Here is an 18,085-nt window from a genome sequence, read left to right on the forward strand (position 1 = left end):
GGTTAACGCGCACCTTGCGCCGCCGGCTCCCAGCCGGAGGCCGGGGCGGGCTTGCGCCGCGCGGTCCTTCTACCAACGGAAAGCTGATCATGAACGATCGAATCCTGGGCATCGCGGCGCTTGCGCTGGCGGCCTTCATGACCTGGGCGGGGTGGGGCATCGAAGCGCCGTTCGCCTATGAACCGGTGGGCCCGCGCGCCTTCCCGTTGCTGCTGGCGCTGATCATCGGCCTGTGCGGTCTGCGCCTGGCCTACAAGGGCGGCAACGCGGTCGAGCCGAACCCCGCCGGCGCCAACGGCCGCATCGCGTTGATGGTGGTGTTCGCCGCCGCGTATGCGTTCCTGTTCCAGTGGCTGGGTTTCATCATCGCCACCGCGTTGATGACGGTCTTCGTCGGCCGCCTGTTCGGCGGCGGCTGGGTCAAGTGCGCGATTGGCGGCATCGTCATGAGCGCTTTCTTCTACGTGCTGTTCGACAAGGTGCTGGACGTGGTCCTGCCCGGCGGGCTGCTGGAGAACCTGATATGAGCGGAATCCTCGATCATCTGTCGATCGGCTTTGGCGTGGCGTTCTCGTGGACCAACATTCTGGTGGCCGCGATCGGCTCGTTCTTCGGCACTATGGTGGGCGTGCTGCCGGGCCTGGGGCCGATCAACGGCGTGGCAATGCTGATCCCGATTGCCTTCGCCATGAACCTGCCGCCCGAGACCGCGCTGATCCTGCTGGCGGCGGTGTACGTGGGCGCGGAATACGGCGGCCGCATCACCTCGATCCTGCTCAACGTGCCGGGCGAGGCCAGCGCCATCATGACGACGCTGGACGGTTATCCATTGGCGCGCCAGGGCTTGGCCAACGTCGCGTTGTCGCTGTCGGCGTGGTCCGCCTTCTTCGGCGCGATCGTGTCGGTGGTGGGCATCATCCTGCTGGCGCCGCTGCTGGCCAAATGGGCATTGGCGTTCGGTCCGGCCGAGTATTTCGTGCTGATGATCTTCGCCTTCTGCTGCCTCACCAGCCTGCTCGGCAAGCAACCCATCAAGGGCGTGCTGGCGGCAATGATCGGCCTGTCGATCTCGGTCATCGGCGTGGATGCGAACTCGGGCGTATACCGCTATACCTTCGACTCCGTGCACCTGGCCGATGGCATCGATTTCGTGGTCGTGGTGATCGCCTTGTTCGCGGTCAGCGAGATGCTGGAAATGCTTGAGAAGGTGATGGCGGGCCACAGCGTCGAGGTCAAGCCCAGCGGCCGCAAGCTGTTCAATTTGAAGGAGCTGGCGTTCACCTGGTGGAGCGTGGTGCGCAGCGCATTGGTGGGCTTCGGTGTCGGCGTGTTGCCGGGCGCCGGCGCCAGCGTGGCCGCGGCCGTGGCGTACTCGCAGGAAAAGCGCATCATCGAAGCCAAGGATCCGGATGCCAAGTTCGGCAAGGGCGACATGCGCGGCCTGGTGGCGCCCGAAGCCGCCGCCACCTCGTCGGCCATCGGTTCGTTCGTGCCCATGCTGACGCTGGGCGTGCCGGGCTCGGGCACCACCGCGGTGATGATGGGGGCGCTGACGCTCTACAACATCACGCCGGGTCCAGTGCTGTTCGACTCCAAGCCGGAGCTGGTGTGGGGCCTGATCGCCTCGCTGTTCGTGGCCAACGTGCTGCTGTTCGTGATGAACGTGCCGATGGTGCGCCTGTTCTCGAAAGTGCTGTCGGTACCGGGCTGGCTGATGGTGCCGGGCATCCTGTGCATCAGCTACATCGGCGTGTATGCGATCAACGCGGGCACCTTCGATCTGCTGCTGGTGGCAGGCATCGGCACGTTGGGCTATTTCCTGCGCAAGTTCGGTGTGCCGATGGCGCCGCTGGTGCTCGGCGTGGTGCTGGGCGACATGATGGAACAGAACCTGCGTCGCGCCTTGTCGATGACCGACGGCAATGTGTCGGTGCTGTTCGCCAGCCCGGTCGCGATCGCCTTGTGGACCGCGGCCATCGCCGTGGTGATTGTCCCGCAGCTCCTGCGCCGTATGCGCAAGGCCAGGAAGGCAGTCGCCGAACCGGTGTGATGGATCCGCGCGCCGGCCTGTCCGCGAAGGCCGGCCGGCTGCGACCGAGGCACCGGTCATTGCAAGGGAGCGCCGCGGCGCTCCTTTTTTTCATGGGCGACATGCGGATGAAAAGAAAAACGCCCCGGCGGGGCGTTTCCAGTCGGCGTGTGTCGCGTGGCGTCAGACTTGCGCCAAGCGCTCCAGCGCCGCGTCCAGCGTCGCGTCTTTCTTGGCGAAGCAGAAGCGCACGATACGGTGGTTGGAGTCGGCGGCGTCGGGCCGTTGATAGAAGGCGGAAACCGGGATCACCGTCACGCCATGCCGCACTGTCAGATCGCGCGCGAAGTCCGCTTCGTTCTGTTTGGATATCTCGCTGTAGTCCGCCAACAGGAAGAACGTGCCCGGGCTGGGCAGCGGCTTGAAGCGCGTCTTGGCCAGGCCTTGCGAGAGGCGATCGCGCTTGGCCTGGTAGAAGGCTGGCAAATCCAGGTAGGGCTTGGGATCGCGCATGAACTCGGCCAGCGCGAACTGCATCGGCGACGGCACGGTGAACACCATGAACTGGTGCACCTTGCGCAGCTCCGCGCTGAGCTGGCGCGGCGCGCAGCAATAGCCGATTTTCCAGCCGGTGGTGTGGTAGGTCTTGCCGAACGACGAGATCACGAAAGCGTGTTCAGCCAGCAGCGGACGGCGCGCAATGCTCGCATGCGGCTTGCCGTCGAACACGATGTGTTCGTAGACCTCGTCCGACACCAGCAGCACGCCGGTGTCGCGCACGATGGCTTCGAGCGCGTCCAGGTCGCTGTCGTCCAGCACCGCCCCGGTGGGGTTGTGCGGGAAGTTCAGCATCAGCAGGCGGGTCTTGGAAGTGATGGCGTCGCGCACGCGTTGCCAATCGATGCGGTAGTACGGATCGTCCGAGGTGGGCGCGCGCAGCGGCACCGGCACCGCGGTGCCGCCGGCAAGGCGGATGGCCGGCAGGTAGGAGTCGTAGCAGGGCTCGATGACGACCACTTCGTCGCCGCTGCCGACCGCGGCCAGCACGGTGGCCATCAGCGCTTCGGTGGCGCCGCTGGTGACGGTGATCTCGGTTTCGGGATCGTAGGCGCGGCCGTACAGCGACTGCGTCTTGGCGGCGATGGCCTCGCGCAGCGGCGCCACGCCGGGCATGTAAGGGTACTGGTTGTGGCCGTCGGCCATGGCCTTGCTGACCAGCGCGCAGAGCGCGGGATCGGGATCGAAGTCCGGAAAGCCCTGGCCCAGGTTGATGGCCTTGTGCTCGATGGCCAGGCGGCTCATGACGGTGAAGATGGTGGTGCCGACGTCGGGAAGTTTGGATCGGATCATGGTGGACGCGAAAAGGAACGCTGGGTGTGCGCAAGAGTTTTCGTAAGTATCCCACTAACTCATAATTCGGGATTCTCATGAGCTTATGGCGTGGGCGGTATCGTGTTTCGGAACATGTTGTGGAGGGTGGCGGGCGGTTTGGCGATTGCACTGGCCGGCGCGTTGCTGGCGGTGTGGGCGCATCTGCCGCTGCCGTGGATGTTGGGCGCGTTGCTGCTTACCGCGGCGGTGCGGATCGCGGGCGGGGCAACGGTGTGCCCGCGGCCGGCGCGCAATGCCGGCCAATGGGTGATCGGCACTTCGCTGGGCCTGTATTTCACGCCGCAGGTGATCGGCCATATCGGCGCCAATGCCGGTCCCATCGTCGTGGGCATGCTGTTCGCATTGGGGCTGGCATTCATCGGCACCGCGCTGTTGCGGCGCTATACCGACGTCGATTTCAAGACCGCGTGGTTTGCTTCGGCTATTGGCGGTGCCAGCGAAATGGCCAGCCTGGCCGAACGCCACGGTGCCCGTATCGACCGCGTGGCGACCGCGCACAGTGTGCGCGTGCTGCTGGTGGTGGTGACCGTGCCGTTCATCTTCCAGTGGTGGGGCGTGGCGGGCCTGGATCCGACGGTGCCGGGTCCGCGTACGGTGCACGCTGGCGGGCTGGCAGCGCTGGTTGCGCTGACCTGCGTGGGGGGGCTGTGCTTCATGAAACTGCGCTGGCCCAATCCCTGGGTATTGGGACCGATGCTGGCGGCGATGACTCTGACTGCATGCGGCATCGAGCTTTCCGCCTTGCCCGATTACGTGCCGAAGGTCGGCCAGTTGCTTATCGGTTGGTCGCTGGGTGATCGTTATCGGCCGGACTTCTTTCGTGCCGCGCCGCGCTTCATCGCGGTGGTGGCGGCTTTCACCGTGGTGGCGCTGGCCTTGGCGTTCGGCCTGGGCGCCTTGTTGTCGCTATGGTCGGCGGCGCCGATACCGACGCTCATCCTGGGCACCACGCCGGGGGGAATCGCCGAGATGGCCATCACTGCCAAGGTGCTGCAGCTGGGCGTGCCCGTGGTGACTGCGTTCCATGTGACCCGCATGGTGTTCGTCGTGCTGGTCACCGGCCCGATGTACGCGTTCCTGGCGCGTCGCAACGCAAATTCCGCGTAGCGGTATTGGGTTCCAGTCAGAAAAATACGACATTGGGGAAAACAACTATATGAGTCTGTAATGCTGGATGAGTATGCTGGTTTCCGCAGTTGATTCAAGCAGCGCGCGGACTTGTCTGCCGCTTTTGCGGCAAGCGAGAACGCAGCAGCAACGCAGGTATCCCTACCGGTCGTTCAGTTCTCACGGCGTCCTTGATTCATTGCATCTCGTTAATTACAGGACGCTAGGAAAATGGCTCAGAAGGGCAAAGTTAAGTGGTTCAACGCTGACAAGGGTTACGGTTTCATTACGCCGGACGCCGGCGGTACCGATGTTTTCGCACACTTTTCCGCCATCCAGGGCCGCGGCTATCGCAGCCTGAACGAAGGCCAGGAAGTCGAATTCGAAGTCAAGGATGGTCCGAAAGGACCTCAAGCGGCCGAAATTCGCCCGCTCTAAATCGGGAAATCCCAATTTCCCGTGTGCCAGGCCAGGCCTGGCTACAACGCCCCAGAACCTCGCGGTCTGGGGCGTTGTTTCTTTGGGGCCGCGGCGCATTCTCACGCACTGCATAGAGACAGTTAGTAATCACTAACATATTCTCGGCCTTTGGATAAGTTTGTGGATAATTATTTTCGGGCATGAGCAATTCGTTGCGCAGTAATGAAGCAACGGCGCGTTCGGAATAATGGTTTTGCACATTTTTGGGTTGAATCCATGGTGTTGTCCTACCGCCATCGGCCGCGGGCTGGCAGCACTCTTTCCCCAAGGGCATGCAGGGGGAAATAACGCATTTCCCCAGGAAAACCAGGCATTTACGCCTTTTTTTCAATGCCGCCGCCGGCCATTCTCCCGCAGCCGGACGAGACGGCTTTTCACCAGGAACGGCATTTTTGCCGTTTCCAGGCACGGTTGTTCACAAAGATATCCCCATCCCGGTTATGCACAGAATGATGCCTGGATTAGCCAAAAGGCGAGCGTTCAACCTGTGGATAGAAATGGGGATAGCGGCTCTTTGCCGAAGGGGGAAGGCGCCCGCCGCGCGACGTCTGATGTCATGGACACTGGATTGCCGCGCGTCTTGAAGGACCGCGGCGGACTTCATGTGAAGGAATTTCACGGCGCGAATCGGCAAGCGACTTTTCCACAACCTGCGGTCCACATTGCCGGCGGGCGTCCGTGCCTCGGCCGAAAGGATGATGGCGCAAAGGACCGGCGAGGAGCAAGATGATTGTCCGCCCATCCATTGGCTTTGGGAGTTATGCACAAAGGGCGGTGGCCGACCGACACGTAAGAGTCTGTGGACAAGGTGATGGTCAGGCGCGGCGGTTGGACTGGCGCAGAGAATCGAAGTTCCCGCGCTTGCGGTCGAGAGGTGGGCAGGTTTGACTGCCTGGGCCGGCCGATCTGGAATGTCGTGACCTGGCTGCGAGGCTTGCTTATCGGATCGATAGTCGAAGCTTATCCACATTTTTGTCCACCGGAATGCGCATGTCGCACATGGTTAGGGCCCGGTGGGCGAAGTCAGTTCTTATGGGAATGGAAGGGCGTTACCTGAAGCGCGGATTTCCTCGCTTTCATTGCGGATTTGTGCGTTTTCCCGATTCTGGGTATTTGTTCTCCAACGCAAGAGTGCGCAGTCGCATGGCACCCCTCCCGCATCTTTCCGCCGACTTTGCAGGCGACTTATCCCCAGAGTTGTTCCACGTGAAACCGCCGCGCTGATGTGGATGGCTTGGTGGATAAGTCGCCGTATGAGAGCCTGGGACTCCGCCGGCATCGCTTTTTCTGCATTGAGTTCGCGACGATCTACCCGATATGGATTTCGGCGACGCAAACACGCATTGATCGCGGCGACAGAATCTCTTCGCCTCGAGTGTTTGTTTCTGATGCCGCTGCGAAGCGTGCCATACACTTTGTCGCTGCCCGGTGCCCCGTAAGTATTATCGAGCCGGTGTGACAAGTTGGTCCTAGGACTTCTATGTTTCAGCTGAATGACGGGTGACATTCATTTGATAGTCGACGGGGCAGGTTTGGGAAGGCATGGCTTGATGCTCCTACACTTGCCGCCGGGAAAGAACTTCACGTGAAACGGAAAAATTCTGTTTTCGCGGGGTAGGGTAGGGTAAGGGCTAGTAAATCACTTTTTTTGCTGATTTGGTTTCACGTGAAGCCGAAGTCAGGCTGTCATCCGTGGATATCGACGCATCCATCTGCAGGCGTCGGAAGTCGCCGGTCGACCGGGTGGGCAGGCGATGCCGTTGTTCGAGGGCGCACTAGGCAAGTGGCTTTGATGTTTCACGTGGAACACCCGCAGACGGAAAGCATAATTTGGCTTTCTACAGATGCGACGCACACTAGAGAAGATGGCGGTTTGCCCATGCTCTCCGCATGTTGTGCGGCGCGTAGATGCAAAGAACGGGCGTCAATGACTTCAGGAAAGGGACGACAGCCCGCCTCATAGTAGCGTTCCAGCTGTGGAGCTCGATGTTCCACGTGAAACAGTAAGGCCGAAGGCATGGCAGGGGTCGACGATGTGCCGATGGAAGGGCCGCTGTGAGGGAGCTTTTGCACGCGTGTTTGCAGATTTGGAGCATGCAATGTTCCACGTGAAACATCACCACGGCATAGAGACGACTGGTGAGTTCGACCGTAGACGGACCTCAGAGTGAGTTCCTAGAGGTATGACCGGAAAGGTGAACTGTATTGGACACTGCACGCCAATCTGCTATTCACCCTTTATGCGAGGCATAGCCTGCTCCTGCAGGAGTGGTGTTTCACGTGAAACATCGAACCGAAACACCGGCAAATGCCGACATATTCAAACGCCGTCAGCCTTAGGCGCGTTGCCAATTTGCAAAACCCAGTCCCTTCGCGGTTGGCTTTGCCCAGTCCAACCATGTTTCACGTGAAACATGCCCACCCTGCCTCTATAATGAGCACCGAACGCTCTCTTATCTCCCCATCATGGATTATCCCCGCGAATTCGATGTCATCGTCGTCGGTGGCGGTCACGCCGGTACCGAAGCGGCGCTGGCTGCGGCGCGTACTGGTGCCCAGACGCTGCTGCTGACCCACAACATCGAGACCCTAGGCCAAATGTCCTGCAATCCCTCCATCGGTGGGATCGGCAAGGGCCATCTCGTCAAAGAAGTCGATGCCCTAGGCGGTGCCATGGCGCTGGCGACGGACGAGGCGGGGATTCAATTCCGTATCTTGAACGGCTCGAAGGGGCCGGCTGTGCGCGCTACCCGCGCCCAGGCCGACCGGGTGCTGTACCGCAAGGCCATCCGTGGCCGCCTGGAAAACCAGCCGAACCTCTGGTTGTTCCAGCAAGCGGTGGAAGACCTGATGGTGGAGGGCGATCGCGTGGTTGGCGCCGTGACCCAGGTCGGATTGAAGTTCCGGGCAAAGACGGTGGTGCTGACAGCCGGTACGTTCCTGAATGGCTTGATCCATGTGGGCCTGCAGAACTATTCGGGCGGCCGAGCCGGTGATCCGCCCGCGATTTCCCTGGGCCAGCGCTTGAAGGAATTGCAGTTGCCGCAAGGTCGCTTGAAGACCGGCACGCCGCCGCGCATCGACGGTCGCAGCATCAACTACGGCATTCTGGAAGAACAGCCCGGTGACCTGGATCCGATTCCGGTGTTTTCGTACATGGGTAGTGTGGCCATGCATCCCCGGCAACTGCCGTGCTGGATCACGCATACCAATGCCCGGACCCATGACATCATCCGCGGCGGCCTGGATCGTTCCCCGATGTACAGCGGCGTGATCGAAGGCGTCGGCCCGCGCTACTGCCCGTCGATCGAAGACAAGATCCATCGCTTTGCGGACAAGGAATCGCACCAGGTCTTCCTGGAACCGGAAGGCCTGGACACGCACGAGGTCTATCCCAACGGCGTCTCCACCAGCCTGCCATTCGACGTGCAGCTCGCGCTGATCCATTCCTTGCCCGGCCTGGAGAACGCGCACATCCTGCGTCCCGGCTACGCCATCGAGTACGACTACTTCGATCCACGTGGATTGAAGAGCACCCTGGAAACCAAGGCGATTGCCGGCCTGTATTTCGCCGGCCAGATCAACGGCACGACCGGCTACGAAGAAGCCGCCGCCCAAGGCTTGCTCGCCGGAGTCAACGCCGCCTTGTCGGCACTGGACCGCGAGCAGTGGACGCCGCGTCGCGACGAAGCCTACCTGGGCGTGCTGGTGGACGACCTGGTCACGCGTGGCGTGACCGAACCGTACCGCATGTTCACCTCGCGCGCCGAATATCGCCTGAGCCTGCGTGAAGACAATGCCGATCTGCGCCTGACCGAAATCGGCCGCCAGCTCGGCATCGTCGACGATGCCCGCTGGGATGCTTTCAACCGCAAGCGCGACGCCGTCGCGGCTGAAGTCGAACGCTTGAAATCGTCGTGGGTCAATCCCCGCGTGTTGCCGCAGGAAGTGGCCGAGCCGCTGCTGGGCAAGGCAATTGAACGTGAGTACTCACTAGCAGACCTGCTGAAACGGCCCAATGTTTCCTATGAAGCCTTGATGGCCGCCCGCAATACCGACGGTACGCTACTGGCGGGCCCGGGTGTGGCCGCCGATGAGGTGCTGGCCGAACAGGTCGAGATCCAGGTGAAATACGCCGGCTACATCGCCCGCCAGCAGGACGAAGTCCAAAAGCAGATTGCCCACGAGCAACAGCCGATTCCGGCGGACGTCGATTACGACGCCGTCACCAGCCTGTCGTTCGAGGTGCGCCAGAAGCTCAAGACGCACCGTCCCGAGACCATCGGCCAGGCCGGCCGCATCTCGGGCGTGACACCGGCGGCGATCTCGCTGCTGCTCATCCACCTGAAGCGCCTGCACTACGGCTCGCGCAAGCAAGCCGCATGAGCGCCCACGCCAACCCGGCCGGCGCGGACATGGCCGGCCGCCTGTCCCATGCCTTCGGGCAGCTCGGGCTGCAGGCCGACGCCGCCGCGGCCGCCAAGCTGCTGGACTACCTGGCGCAAATGCAGCGCTGGAACCGCACCTATAACCTGACCGCGATCCGCGATCCGCAACAGATGCTGGTGCAGCACCTGTTCGACAGCCTGGCCGCCGTGGGACCGTTCAGCGAAGCGCTGGGCGCGCCCGGCACGCCGGCAAAGATCTACGACGTCGGGTCGGGCGGCGGCCTGCCCGGCGTGGTCCTGGCCGTCATGCGGCCCGAATGGTCGGTGACCTGCATCGACGCCGTTGAAAAGAAAACCGCATTCGTCCGACAGATGAGCGGCGCCCTGGCGCTGCCCAATCTGCAGGCGCGTCATGCGCGCATCGAGACGCTGGAACCCGCCGGTTGCAACATTGTGACGTCGCGGGCATTCGCATCCTTGGAGGATTTTGCGATGCTCGCAGGCAGACATGTGGACAACGATGGTACCCTCGTCGCCATGAAGGGCAAGGTCCCGGATGATGAAATCCAGGCGCTGCACGCGCGTGGGGAATGGCAAGTCGACCACATACAGCCGCTCCAGGTGCCGGAGCTGCAAGCGGAACGTTGCCTGATCTGGATGCGCCGCAGTCAAGGAACCCTATGAAGAACCTACCCCCCAGCTCGACCGCCCGCGTTTTCTGCATCGCCAACCAGAAGGGTGGTGTCGGCAAGACGACGACCGCCATCAACCTGGCGGCCGGGCTGGCCACGCACAAGCAACGCGTGCTGCTGGTGGACCTGGATCCCCAAGGCAACGCCACCATGGGCAGCGGCATCGACAAGAATTCGCTCGAGTCCAACCTGTACCAGGTGCTGATCGGCGAAGCCACCATCGAACAGGCCCGCGTGCGTTCGGAGTCGGGCGGCTACGACGTGTTGCCCGCCAACCGCGAACTGTCCGGCGCCGAGATCGACCTGGTGCAGATGGACGAGCGCGAGCGCCAGCTCAAGGCCGCCATCGACACCGTCGGCGGACAGTACGATTTCGTGCTGATCGATTGCCCGCCGACGCTGTCGTTGCTGACGCTGAATGGATTGGCCGCGGCGCATGGCGTCATCATTCCGATGCAGTGCGAGTACTTCGCGCTCGAAGGCCTGTCCGACCTGGTCAACACCATCAAGCGCGTGCACCGCAATATCAACGACGACCTGCGTGTCATCGGCCTGCTGCGCGTGATGTTCGACCCCCGCATGACGCTGCAGCAGCAGGTGTCGGCGCAACTCGAATCGCACTTCGGCGACAAGGTCTTCAAGACCGTCGTGCCGCGCAACGTGCGCCTGGCCGAAGCGCCCAGCTACGGCATGCCCGGCGTGGTCTACGACCGCGCTTCGCGGGGCGCGCAGGCCTACATCTCGTTCGGCGCCGAAATGATCGAGCGCGTGCGCGAGCTGAGCTGAAGCGCTGTATGTCCGCCGTCATGCACCTGTCCCCAGACGCCCGCACGCCGCCCGCCGATGCGCGCGACGCGCTGCGCGTGCGGCTGGAAGAGGCCGCGCTCAACGCCACGGCGGTGCGCGCGCAGGTGCTGTACGACGGCTGGCTGGTGCGCTATGCGCCATCGTCGGCCAAACGGGTACGCAGCATCAACGTGCTGGGGTTATCCACACGTCCGCTGGATGAACGGCTGGCGTATTGTTCAACGTTGTACGCGCGCCATGGCCTGCCCATGGTGTTGCGCCTGACCTCCATCGGTCCGGATTTCACCCTGGATGCCGAACTGGCGTCGCGGGGTTACCTCCTTGGCGAAGAGACCCGAGTCATGAGCATGCCGCTCGCTCCCAGGCTGGCCGCCCGGGGCGATCTGGTTTTCAGGACAGTGGACGCCGCGCGCTTTGCGGCGGCGGTCGGTCGCATGCGCGAGTCCCGGCCCGAGCACATCGCCGAGCACCAGGCGCGCCTGGAGGGCCTGGCTGTGGATATCCTGCCGGTGCTGGCATTCGATACCGCCGGCGCGTGCGTGGCCGGCGGCATGGCCGTGCGCGACGGCGAACTGGCCGGCCTGTTCGACGTGGTGACGGATCCCGGCCAGCGGCGCAAGGGACATGCCGCGACGCTGGTCGACCATCTGCTGGCGTTGTGCGTCGAAGACGGCGCCACCACGGCCTACCTGCAGGTGGAACCGCAAAACACCGCCGCGCGCGCTTTGTATGGCCGCTACGGTTTCAAAGACTGTTACGCGTATTGGTACCGCCTGCCCGCCGAGCAGGCGGCCGCCTGAGCCCGGCTCGGGATACCAAAAACAGAAGGAAAGAGGATTTAACTATGGCCACCAAGAAACCCAAGGGATTGGGTCGCGGACTCGACGCCTTGCTGGGCGCCGACGCGCCTGCAATCGACAATATCGGCAAGGCTCCGGCCAAGCCCGAGGGTCTGCCGTCCACCTTGCCTGTTTCGAAGATGCGAGCCGGCAAGTACCAGCCGCGCACTCGCATGGACGAGGGCGCGTTGGGCGAGCTGGCCGAGTCGATCCGCACGCAAGGCATCATGCAGCCCATTCTGGTGCGCGCGCTCGGCGACGCGCCCGGCCATTACGAAATCATCGCGGGCGAACGCCGTTTCCGCGCCGCCCAGCTGGCCGGCCTGAAGGAAGTGCCGGTGCTGGTGCGCGAGGTCGCCGACGAAAACGCGGCGGTCATGGCGCTGATCGAAAACATCCAGCGCGAAGACCTGAATCCGCTCGAAGAGGCGCATGGCGTGCGCCGCCTGCTGGACGAATTCGGCCTGACCCACGAGCAGGCCGCCCAGGCCATCGGTCGTTCGCGTTCTGCCACCAGCAATCTGTTGCGCCTGTTGAACCTGGCGTCGGCGGTGCAGACCATGCTGCTGGCCGGCGACGTCGACATGGGCCATGCGCGCGCGCTGCTGGCGGTGGATGCCGCCACCCAGATCCAGCTGGCCAACCAGATCATCGCGCGCCGCCTGTCGGTGCGCGAAGCCGAAAAACTGGTCGCCAAGACCGCCAAGGAAGCCGAGAGCGCGGCGTCGCCCAAGAAAAAGGCCAACGGCGTATCGCGCGACCTGACGCGCCTGGAAGAAGCCCTGTCCGATCACCTGGGCACGCGCGTGGCGCTGAAGGTCGGAGCCAAGGAAAAGGGCCAGATCGTCATCGACTTCCACGGCTGGGAACACCTGAATTCGCTGCTCGAGCGCCAAGGCCTGTCCGGAGTGGTCGATGCCTGAGCAGGCGCTCCCCGTCATCGCGGTGCTGGCTACCGGCGGCACCATCGCCGGCGCCCAGGCCGATGCCACGTCCGCCGGCTACAAGGCGGGTTCGTTCTCGGTGGGCGACCTGTTGGCCGCGGTGCCGCAATTGGCGGGCCTGGCCGAGATCCGCGCCGAGCAGGTTGCCAACGTCGGCAGCCAGAACATGACGCACGACGTGTGGCGCGCGCTGGCGCAGCGTGTCGAAGCCTTGTGCGCGGATCCTTCCGTTGCCGGCATCGTCATCACGCACGGCACCGACACGCTTGAGGAAACCGCCTACTTCCTCAGCCTGGTGATCCGCCACGACAAGCCCGTGGTGCTGGTGGGCGCGATGCGGCCGGCCACCGCGCTGGGCGCCGAAGGTCCGGCGAACCTGTACAACGCGGTGGCGCTGGCGCGCCATCCCGACGCGCGCGGCCGCGGGCCGCTGGTCGTCATGAACGAAGACGTGCACTACGCTCGCGAGATCCAGAAGATCGCCAGCGCAGGCATCAACGCTTTTGCCTCGCCCAACCGCGGCCGCGCCGGCGTGATGCATGGCGGCACGCCGTGCTTCTATTCGCGCAACACCACCACGCACGGCACGCAAAGCGAGTTTTCACTCGCATTGCTGGAGAAGGCCGGTTGGCCGCGCGTGGACATCGTCTATGCGCATGCCGACCTGCAAGGCGACGTCATCGATTTCATCGCGCGCCAGGCCGATGGCATCGTGCTGGCGGGCGTGGGCGACGGCAACGCCACGGACCTGGCCATCGACGCCCTGGCCCGCGCCGCCGCCGATGGTGTCGCGGTGCTGCGCTCCAGCCGCACCGGCAGCGGTTTCGTCGCGCGCGACGTCGAACTGGATGACGCGGTGCTGGGTTTCATCGCCGCCGGCGACCTGAATCCGCAGAAGGCCCGCATCCTGCTGATGCTGGCGCTGTGCGTCACGCGTGAACCCGCGGCGCTGCAGCGCTGCTTCGACCGCTATTGAGCGATGCGCACGGTGGCCTGTCTCGGGCCGCCGCGCTGCCTGCCGCGTCATGGATTGGGTGGCGCATCCGCGCCACGCGCCAATCCCAGGTTGCTGCGCAGCATGTCGTAGACCTGCCGTGTCAGCGGATTGATCAGGTCTCGCCTTATCCACAGGAAGTACGTCACGTCCGGTAGCGGTGGCAGGCCTTCCTTTTCCCCGAGCACCCGCATTTCCGGGGCCAGCAGTTCGACGCTGCGCGCGGTCACGCCCAGGCCTGCGCGCAAGGCGGCCTTGATGCTCACCAGGTTGGGCGCCACGTAGTTGGTGTGCCAGCGCACCTGCGCCTGTTCCAGCGCGGTCAGCGCCAGGCGGCGGAAGATGCTGGGTTCGTCGGCCAGCACCAGCGGCACCGGCGCGTTGAGGTCATGCACGTAGTCGGCCGAGGCCAGCCACACCGTGGGCGAGGTGCGCAGCGCCACGCCCTCGAACTCCTGGTCGAAGCGGGTCGAGATGGTCAGGTCCAGTTCTCCGGCGCGCAATGCGTCCATCAGGAATGGGCTGCGATCGGTGCGGATCTCCAGTTTCACGCGCGGCGCCGAGCGCGCGATATGGGTCAGCAGGGTCGGCAGGATGGTGTCGGCCACGTCCAGCGGCGCGCCCAGCCGCAGGTCGCCTTCCAGCGGGGCATCCTGCAGCGCGCGCAGCGCTTCATCGTTGATGGCCAGCATGTGGCGCGCGTATTCGACCAGGCGCCGTCCATGCGTGGATAAGGCTTTGTTGCGCCCCTGTTTCTCGAACAGCGGCAAACCGATGGCCGCTTCCAGCCGCTGCATCTGCTGCGTCACCGCCGATTGCGTCTTGTGCAACCGGTTGGCCGCTTCGGAAAACGTTTCGTAGCGCGCGATCGCGGTCAGCGTGCGCAGCAGGTCCAGGTCGAGATTGCGCATGGCAGCAGCGAGTCGAAAGTATTAGAGATGCTTATGGAATATTAAGGCAATTTAAATTGTTGGCGCTCGCGCGCGGCGATACAGTGACTGCAATAACTCATGAAACAAGAGGAAAAGTCATTGTGAGCACCACGCATCCCCAGCAACAAGGCATCGACAGCGCCATCGGAAATATTAAAAATACTTTAGGAAATAAGGGCCTGAACCGCGACAGCCTGAAGGTCGTGCTGGACGAGTTGATCGGCCTGGCCAGTCATACCGACTGGTGGGCCCAGGATCGCTACCCGGCGCCGGAAGAGGGCGAACGCCAGGCGCGCTACCTGATCGGCGAGGACGCCGACAAGAGCTACGCGCTCTACCTGAACGTGATGCGTCCCGGCAAGCAGATCGTGCCGCACAACCACACCACCTGGGCCTGTATCGCCGCCGTGGAAGGCGTGGAATACAACTACGTCTACGACCGCACCGACGATGGCTCCGTGCCCGGCGTGGGCCGCCTGGAAAAGACCGGGACCGTGGTGGTGGGGCCGGGCACCGGCATCGCGCTGATGCCGGACGATATCCATGCCGTCGAGATCCAGGGCGATAGCGTCATCCGCCACCTGCACATGTACGGCCGCGCCCTCGAAACGCTGACCGAGCGGCTGGCCTTCGACCTGGCCGCCGGCACCTGCAAGGTCATGCCGATCGGCGTGCAGACCCGCCGCTGACCATCATGAACAAGCCCCTGCGGTCCGCGACGCGCCTGCTGCGCGCCGGGCGTCCCCATGCCGGCTGGGTCAACACCCCGGTCACGCGTGCCAGCACCTATGTGTTCGACAGCGTCGCGGCCTGGCGCGACACCCGCGCCCGCCGCGAACAGGAACGCCTGCCGTCGTACGGCGCGCGCGGCACCGACAGCACGCACGCGCTGGAAGACGCGCTGGTCGAGCTGGAGCAGGGGCATCGCGCCCAGCTGTACCCCACCGGGCAGGCCGCCATCGCCATCGTGTTGCTGGCCTATCTGCGCGCCGGCGACCACGTGCTGGTGACCGATGCGGTCTACGAACCGGTGCGCCGCTTCTGCGCCGAGCACCTGTCGCGGCTGGGCATCGAATTCACTTTCTATCCGCCGGATGGCGCCGGCCTGGCGCAGCTGCTGCGTCCCAACACGCGCATGATCTATGCCGAGTCGCCGGGTTCGCTCACCTACGAAATGCCGGACCTGCGGCAGCTGGCTGAGTTGGCGCAACGCCATGATTGCTGGCTGGCTGTGGACAACACCTGGGCGTCCGGCTTGCTGTGCCAGCCATTGGCGCTGGGCGCGGACATCTCGATTCTCGCCGCCACCAAGTACCTGGGCGGCCACGCCGACGTGATGATGGGCGCGGTCGTGACCAATGCCCGCGCCTGGCGCGCGCTGGAACGCGCCAGCATCGATTTCGGCCAGACCGTCGGCGCCGACGATGCCTATCTGGTGCTGCGCGGCATGCGTTCGCTACCGCTGCGCCTGGCGCAACATGCCCGCAGCGCATTGCGCGTGGCGCAGTGGTTGCAGGGCAGGGCGGAAGTGGCGCGCGTGCTGTGCCCGGCCCTGCCTGACGACCCCGCGCACGCGGTCTGGCGCCGCGAGTGCAGCGGCACCAACGGCCTGCTGACGCTGGAGTTCGCCGCCGGCATCGCCGATGCCGACATGGAACGCGTCATCGACGCGCTGCGCCTGTTCGGCATCGGCGCATCCTGGGGCGGATTCGAGAGCCTGGTGATACCCGTCAATCTGGCCAAGGCGCGATCCCGGCCCGTGGCCCCGCACGGCGCCATGCTGCGCCTGCATATCGGGCTGGAGGATCCGGACGACCTGATCGCCGATCTCGAACAGGCATTCGGCCAATTGCGGCCCGTCCTGGCGGCCCTGAATTCCCATTCCCCCGATTCCCTGCGGATTTAACGATGCATTCCCATTCCGACCTGAAACTGGCCGATATCGACTCGCACACCCTCAAGGGCTGGCTGCATGATGGCGGCGAGATTGCGCTGCTGGACGTGCGCGAGCATGGCCAATACGGCGAGTCCCACCTGTTCTATGCGGCGCCGGTGCCGTTCAGCCGGCTCGAGGCCGATATCGCGCGCCTGGCGCCGCGGCGCGATGCGCGCGTGGTGGTCTACGACGCGGGGGATGACGATGACGTCGCGGCGCGCGCGGCAGCGGCCTTGCGGGCCGTGGGCTACACGCAGGTCCACCGCCTCGCAGGCGGCATCGCGCAATGGCAACGCGATGGCTACGCCGCTTTCGCGGGGGTCAATGTCCCGAGCAAGACTTTCGGCGAGCTCGCCGAAGAAGTCTTCCACACGCCGCGCATCAGCGCGGCCGAACTGGCCGAGCGCCAGCGTCGTGGCGACGACCTGATCGTGCTCGACGGCCGGCCCTACGCCGAATACCAGAAGATGAGCATCCCCGGCGGCATCTGCTGCCCCAACGGCGAGCTCGCGCTGCGCGCGCACGGCCTGGCGCCCGATCCGAAGACCACCATCGTGGTCAACTGCGCCGGCCGTACCCGCAGCATCATCGGCGCGCAGACCCTCATCAACCTGGGCGTGCCCAATCCCGTCTACGCGCTGGAGAACGGCACCCAGGGCTGGTACCTGGCGGATTTCAAGCTCGATCATGGCGCCAGCCGTCGATATGAGGATGCCATTGCCGCGGCCGATATACCGGCGCTGGCGCAACGCTCGGCCGGCCTGGCCGAACGCCATGGCGTGCCGTGGGTGAACGCCGCGCAGGTGCGCAGCTGGCTGGCCGACACGGGCCGCAGCACCTTCCTGTGCGACGTGCGCAGTGCCGAGGAGTACGCGCAAGGCTCGTTGCGCGGCGCGCAGCACACGCCCGGCGGCCAGTTGATCCAGGCCACCGACCAGTACGTGGCCGTGCGTGGCGCGCGCATCGTGGTGTTCGATGGCGAAGGCGTGCGCGCGCCGGTGGTGGCCAGCTGGTTGCGCCAGATGGGCTGGGACGCGAGCGTGCTGCAGGAAGGCGTGGGCGCCGACCTGCAAGCGCCTGTCGCCCCGATCGCCGAACCGCCGGTCAAGGTATTGGATGACGCGGCGCTGGCCGCCGCGCTGGACGCAGGCGCGCAACTCATCGACATCCGCCCCAGCATGCGCTATCGCGCCCAACACATCGCGGGAGCGCAATGGGCCATCCGGCCGCGCTTTGCCGGCCTGGCGCTGGACCCGGCACGTCCGTTGGTGCTGCTGGCCGAGGAACTCGCGGTGGCCGCCTGGGCCGCGGCGGACCTGCGGGCGCGCGGCGCGCGGGACCTTGCCGTCAACCTGGGCACGGCGGCCGGCTGGTCGGCGGCGGGCATCGCGCTGGAATCCACGCCGTCCACGCCCGCCGACCGCGATTGCATCGATTACCTGTTTTTCGTGCACGACCGCCACGACGGCAACAAGGCCGCGGCGCGTCAGTACCTCGCCTGGGAAACCAACCTGGTCAAGCAGATCGACGCGCGCGAACGCGCCG

The 18,085-nt window shown here is 64.6% G+C and carries 15 protein-coding genes; 13 read left to right on the plus strand and 2 right to left on the minus strand.

Features of this window, described 5'->3' with window-relative positions; all coding sequences use genetic code 11:
* Window positions 1-89 precede the first annotated feature (89 nt).
* Both DK459_RS01035 and DK459_RS01040 read left to right on the plus strand, forming a co-directional pair.
* Window positions 90-527, plus strand: coding sequence for a tripartite tricarboxylate transporter TctB family protein (locus DK459_RS01035; protein WP_006389557.1), 438 nt, complete (start codon window positions 90-92; stop codon window positions 525-527).
* A complete protein-coding gene (locus DK459_RS01040) occupies window positions 524-2,050 on the plus strand; it encodes a tripartite tricarboxylate transporter permease (protein WP_006389558.1) in 1,527 nt (508 codons plus the stop codon). The genes DK459_RS01035 and DK459_RS01040 overlap by 4 nt, the downstream gene beginning before the upstream one ends.
* 162 nt (window positions 2,051-2,212) lie before the next feature.
* Here the strand turns inward: DK459_RS01040 and DK459_RS01045 are convergent, their stop codons facing one another.
* The gene (locus tag DK459_RS01045; protein ID WP_006389559.1) at window positions 2,213-3,379 is read right to left on the minus strand and encodes a pyridoxal phosphate-dependent aminotransferase; all 1,167 of its coding nucleotides are present in this window, start codon (window positions 3,377-3,379) and stop codon (window positions 2,213-2,215) included.
* Window positions 3,380-3,493: 114 nt separating this feature from the next.
* Here DK459_RS01045 and DK459_RS01050 point away from each other — a divergent pair, with 114 nt between their 5' ends.
* The 8 genes from DK459_RS01050 to DK459_RS01085 all read left to right on the plus strand — a co-directional run bounded on the left by DK459_RS01050 (window position 3,494) and on the right by DK459_RS01085 (window position 13,654).
* The gene (locus DK459_RS01050; RefSeq protein ID WP_035184325.1) at window positions 3,494-4,528 is read left to right on the plus strand and encodes an AbrB family transcriptional regulator; all 1,035 of its coding nucleotides are present in this window, start codon (window positions 3,494-3,496) and stop codon (window positions 4,526-4,528) included.
* Window positions 4,529-4,759: 231 nt separating this feature from the next.
* Window positions 4,760-4,966, plus strand: a complete 207-nt coding sequence (locus DK459_RS01055; protein ID WP_006389561.1) for a cold-shock protein — start codon at window positions 4,760-4,762, stop codon at window positions 4,964-4,966.
* A 2,508-nt stretch (window positions 4,967-7,474) separates the two neighbouring features.
* Window positions 7,475-9,394 carry a tRNA uridine-5-carboxymethylaminomethyl(34) synthesis enzyme MnmG gene (gene mnmG / locus DK459_RS01060; RefSeq protein ID WP_006389562.1) on the plus strand — a complete coding sequence of 640 codons (1,920 nt, stop codon included), beginning with the start codon at window positions 7,475-7,477 and terminating at the stop codon, window positions 9,392-9,394.
* Window positions 9,391-10,080, plus strand: a complete 690-nt coding sequence (gene rsmG / locus DK459_RS01065) for a 16S rRNA (guanine(527)-N(7))-methyltransferase RsmG (protein ID WP_006389563.1) — start codon at window positions 9,391-9,393, stop codon at window positions 10,078-10,080. Before mnmG ends, rsmG begins: the two co-directional genes overlap by 4 nt.
* The gene (locus DK459_RS01070) at window positions 10,077-10,874 is read left to right on the plus strand and encodes a ParA family protein (RefSeq protein ID WP_020925790.1); all 798 of its coding nucleotides are present in this window, start codon (window positions 10,077-10,079) and stop codon (window positions 10,872-10,874) included. The genes rsmG and DK459_RS01070 overlap by 4 nt, the downstream gene beginning before the upstream one ends.
* A gap of 8 nt (window positions 10,875-10,882) precedes the next feature.
* Entirely contained in the window at window positions 10,883-11,695 is an 813-nt protein-coding gene (locus DK459_RS01075; protein WP_024070803.1) for a GNAT family N-acetyltransferase, read from the plus strand.
* 44 nt (window positions 11,696-11,739) lie between these two features.
* Complete coding sequence (locus DK459_RS01080; RefSeq protein WP_006389566.1) at window positions 11,740-12,657, plus strand: ParB/RepB/Spo0J family partition protein; 918 nt, start codon at window positions 11,740-11,742, stop codon at window positions 12,655-12,657.
* Window positions 12,650-13,654 (plus strand): asparaginase, encoded by a 1,005-nt coding sequence (locus DK459_RS01085; RefSeq protein WP_053498929.1) that lies wholly within the window; start codon window positions 12,650-12,652, stop codon window positions 13,652-13,654. The genes DK459_RS01080 and DK459_RS01085 overlap by 8 nt, the downstream gene beginning before the upstream one ends.
* A gap of 47 nt (window positions 13,655-13,701) precedes the next feature.
* Here DK459_RS01085 and DK459_RS01090 read toward each other — a convergent pair whose 3' ends face one another.
* Window positions 13,702-14,583: a LysR substrate-binding domain-containing protein gene (locus tag DK459_RS01090; protein ID WP_006389568.1), complete on the minus strand. Its 882-nt coding sequence runs from the start codon at window positions 14,581-14,583 to the stop codon at window positions 13,702-13,704.
* A gap of 122 nt (window positions 14,584-14,705) precedes the next feature.
* Here DK459_RS01090 and DK459_RS01095 point away from each other — a divergent pair, with 122 nt between their 5' ends.
* From DK459_RS01095 to DK459_RS01105, 3 genes are all read left to right on the plus strand, one after another.
* Window positions 14,706-15,293, plus strand: a complete 588-nt coding sequence (locus DK459_RS01095; RefSeq protein ID WP_006389569.1) for a cysteine dioxygenase family protein — start codon at window positions 14,706-14,708, stop codon at window positions 15,291-15,293.
* A 5-nt stretch (window positions 15,294-15,298) separates the two neighbouring features.
* Window positions 15,299-16,510 carry a cystathionine beta-lyase gene (gene metC, locus DK459_RS01100; RefSeq protein ID WP_054499233.1) on the plus strand — a complete coding sequence of 404 codons (1,212 nt, stop codon included), beginning with the start codon at window positions 15,299-15,301 and terminating at the stop codon, window positions 16,508-16,510.
* A 2-nt stretch (window positions 16,511-16,512) separates the two neighbouring features.
* A partial coding sequence (locus DK459_RS01105) for a rhodanese-like domain-containing protein (RefSeq protein ID WP_110134398.1) occupies window positions 16,513-18,085 on the plus strand: 1,573 nt, incomplete at its 3' end.

The organism is Achromobacter sp. RW408 (genome assembly GCF_003184165.1).
GTDB classification, from domain to species: domain Bacteria; phylum Pseudomonadota; class Gammaproteobacteria; order Burkholderiales; family Burkholderiaceae_B; genus Achromobacter; species Achromobacter xylosoxidans.